This window comes from Terriglobus sp. YAF25 (genome assembly GCF_052113305.1).
Lineage (GTDB): Bacteria > Acidobacteriota > Terriglobia > Terriglobales > Acidobacteriaceae > Terriglobus.
The window spans coordinates 1-3,545 of record NZ_JBFRCY010000495.1 but is presented as its reverse complement, the minus strand read 5'-3'; the positions used below and the strand labels follow the sequence as shown (position 1 = coordinate 3,545).

The following is a 3,545-nucleotide window of genomic DNA, read 5'->3' as shown; positions in this document are numbered from 1 at the left end:
ATCCAGGATCAGAAGAGAATACGCCTTGAGGTAGTCGATAACGTCCGTCGTGCTTATTACGAGGTTGTCGAGGCTCAAAGCACCCTGGATAGCCTTCAGGCATCACTCCCTTACTACGAGGAATCGCATCGGCTGGCACAGGAAAACCGTAGCAAAGAGACCATTCTTGGGTCAGATGTGCTGAATGCCGATGCACAACTTTTGAAGATGCGGAATGCAATCAGCGATGCAAGGGATAGAGTCGCATCGGCTTCTGAAAAACTCAATGACCTGATGGGCCGGGATATACACACGGAGTTCCGTGTTGCTGCAATCAGCCAGGCGGACGGCGATTTCGCCTCCCTCGAAGCCATGGAAAACAGCGCGCTTCAAAACCGGCCGGAAGTGAAAAAGGCGCACATTCAGGTAGAGCAGGCGGACTATGACGCGCGCGCGAAAAAGGCCGAGTATATTCCCGAGTTGAGCCTGGCTTTCAACTACTACACGACCGCGAATTTCGAAAATATCCTGCCAAGCAACGTCGGAACGGCGGGGCTGTCACTCCGCTGGGAACCGTGGGATTGGGGCCGTAGACGGCACGAATATGCAGAAAAGAAAGTAAAGGAAGAACAAGCCAAGGTTGGAGTGAACGCCACCGAACGCAGCGTGCTTCTGGAAGTGAGAAACGCGTTCCGGCAACTTGAAAATAGCCGGCGGCAATTGGCATCGACCGATGCCACAGACCTCACGGCGCGGCAACGGCTCAAAGAAGTTCAGGAACAAGTGAAGCGTCAGGCGGTATTAAGCCGCGATTTGTTCCAAGCACAGTCGGAGCTAGCTTCTGCCGACAGCGGTCAACAGCGTGCCCTCGCTGCGTTCTGGAAGGCAAGGGCCGATTTGAAAAAAGCGATTGGAGAAGAGTGATGCGGATATTTATTGGAGTGTTGAGTATTGCTTCGTTTGCAGGTCTCGCCGGCTGCGCGACAAAGAAACAGGCAGATCCTGAGCCGGTCCCGGTTCAAGTGGAGACCGTTACGACTCAGCGGGTACAGCCCAGCTGGAATTACTCTGGCGAAATCCGTCCAGACATCGGTGTGCAACTGGCGTTCAAGGAGCCTGGGTATATAGCCACTCTTTATCGCGTCAAGGGAGCCGATGGACGCTTGCGTGACCTGCAGGCCGGCGACGAAATACCGGCTGGAGCGGTGTTGGCGCAGTTACGACCTTCTGATTACCAGGCGTCGTTCACCTCGGCGATGGGCCAGCAGAACGCGATGGAGGAGGCACTCGAAGCTTCTCAGGCGGAGCTCGAGCGAATCAAGGCTACTCAAGCGAAAGCTGACCTTGATTTCGACCGGGCACAGGCCTTGTACGCCGCAAAAGCTATGACTCGTCCTGATTACGACTCAGCGGTAGAGCAGCATCTGGCGTCGGCCGCCAGTGTGGAGGCTGCCACGCGACAGATCGAAGCGCGTCGTGGCCAGTTGCACGCGGCACTCGGGCAAGCATCCTCGGCACGGATCAATCTTGCGGATACGAAGCTGATCGCTCCAATGCCAGGAGTCATTGTTGAGAAGAATATCGAGCGCGGCACGTTGGTGAGCGCAGGCACAAACGCTTTCGTTCTCGACGACACGCGATTTGTGAAAGTGAACTTCGGAGTTCCCGACACCATGTTGGCTTACCTTAAGCCAGGAGCTGAGGTCCCTGTGCGCCTCGATGCCTTGCAGGGGCAGACACTCATGGGGCGCATCACGGAGATCGCCGCTTCTGCGAATCGAGAATCGCGGGTCTTCAATATTGAAGTTACTTTGCCTAACCGGGATCGATCGCTCAAAGTGGGCATGACCGCAAGTATCCGCATCGATCGCGGCGATCCGCACACGGTGCCCGTGGTGCCAATGACTGCCTTGATGACCGTGCAATCCGGTTCAAACAACTACTCACTCTTCACCGTTACCGAGCGCGGCGGAAAGCAGTTTGCGCAGTTGAAAAGTGTGAGGATCGGCAAGACATTCGGTAAGTCAGTCGTCATCGACGAAGGTCTCACGCCGGGAGAACGAATCATCGTCAACCGCACCAACCAGCTAAGCGATGGAAGCCCTATCCGGGTGGTTAACTAGGAGGCCCAGGAATGACACACGAACACAACGAGCAGTCCACAGAGAAGAAACAAAATCTTGCCCGCTTCTTTATCGAGCAGCGCCACGTTGCCTGGGTATCTCTCGCAGTCGCAATTGTTTGGGGTATATACGGACTTCTGAATATGCCGCAGCGGAAAGACCCGGACATCCCGGTACGTCAGGCGATGGTGATCGTACCCTGGCAGGGAACATCGTCGGAACAAGTAGAGCAGTTGGTAACCAGAAAGATCGAGCAGGCTCTTGCTTCGAATCAGTGGGTGACTGAGATCAAGAGCGCTTCTAGAACGGGATCGACTATGGTCCAGTTCGAGTTGGCGGAAAAGGGTAAGTACGACCGGGATAAAGAACTGGACGACGTAAAGACCAGGCTGGACGCCATTCACGACCTTCCCCAGGGGGCCGGGCCGATTCTTTATATCAAAGATTTCGGAGATACGTCCGCATTGATGCTTACTGTAGCCAGTCCATCGGCTGACCCGGCTCAGATTGAGTGGACCAGCAAGATGGTCGAGGCTCAGATTCGGAGCCTTCGAAATCTTCTACCGACGCAGTCGCAACCACGGCGTTCAATTGTGATCGCCTTTCCCAAGTCGATCGATAATGCCGAGGTGCAGCGCAAGCTGTCCTGGGTAGCCCAGGATTTGGTCGCTCAGCAACTTTGCGCGGACGTCCGGCCGTTTTCGGGTGAAGGGTTCACAGGAGTGGACCTGACAACAAACCTCAGTTCTGCGGAACTCCAATCAGCCCTGAGGAAGTCTGCTGATCAGAACCTGCAGACGGACGAGTTTCATCCCGATGCGTGGCAACCTGCAATCATCGACAATCCGGCGGATACAGCCGCAGCCTTACAGACCGCTGCGGGTGACAAGTACACCTATCGCGATCTCGAAGATTTTACCGATACTATCCAGCGGAGCCTTAAGACGCTGCCGATTGTCTCCAACGTAGAGCGCTCCGGCGTGCTGGGTGAGAATGTGTTTTTGAACTTCTCACAGGAGCGTCTGGCGCAATATAAGCTGACGCCGGCGGATCTTCCTAAAGTTCTCGCAGCTCGTAATCTTCCAGACGGCGGCCAGACGCTCAATGCAAGCGGACGAACCGTGAGCATCAACACGACGGGCGAATTCAAGAGTACTGACGACCTGCGAAACATGATGATCGGCGCATCGCCAAATGGAACGCCGCTCTACTTGCGAGACCTCGTGGATATTGAAAGGGGATATGAAAATCCGCCTTCGTTCCTGAACCGCTATACCCGCAGCGGTAAAGACGGTAAATGGATCACCACGCGAGCGATTACCCTTTCTGTGCAGATGAGAAAAGGAGAGCAGATCAGCTCTTTTGGCAAACAGGTGGATGCCAATCTGGAGAGCGTCAGAAAGACACTCCCGGCTGATCTGATTCTGGCGCGAACCTCAGACC

The 3,545-nt window shown here is 55.1% G+C and carries 3 protein-coding genes; all 3 read left to right on the top strand.

Annotated features, from left to right (window positions below; translation table 11 throughout):
- Positions 1 to 903: TolC family protein (locus AB4043_RS18720; protein WP_442307756.1), on the top strand; the 903-nt coding region annotated here is incomplete at its 5' end.
- The gene (locus AB4043_RS18715) at positions 903 to 2,102 is read left to right on the top strand and encodes an efflux RND transporter periplasmic adaptor subunit (protein WP_442299292.1); all 1,200 of its coding nucleotides are present in this window, start codon (positions 903 to 905) and stop codon (positions 2,100 to 2,102) included. The genes AB4043_RS18720 and AB4043_RS18715, both read left to right, overlap by 1 nt.
- An 11-nt stretch (positions 2,103 to 2,113) precedes the next feature.
- A partial coding sequence (locus AB4043_RS18710; protein WP_442307755.1) for an efflux RND transporter permease subunit occupies positions 2,114 to 3,545 on the top strand: 1,432 nt, incomplete at its 3' end.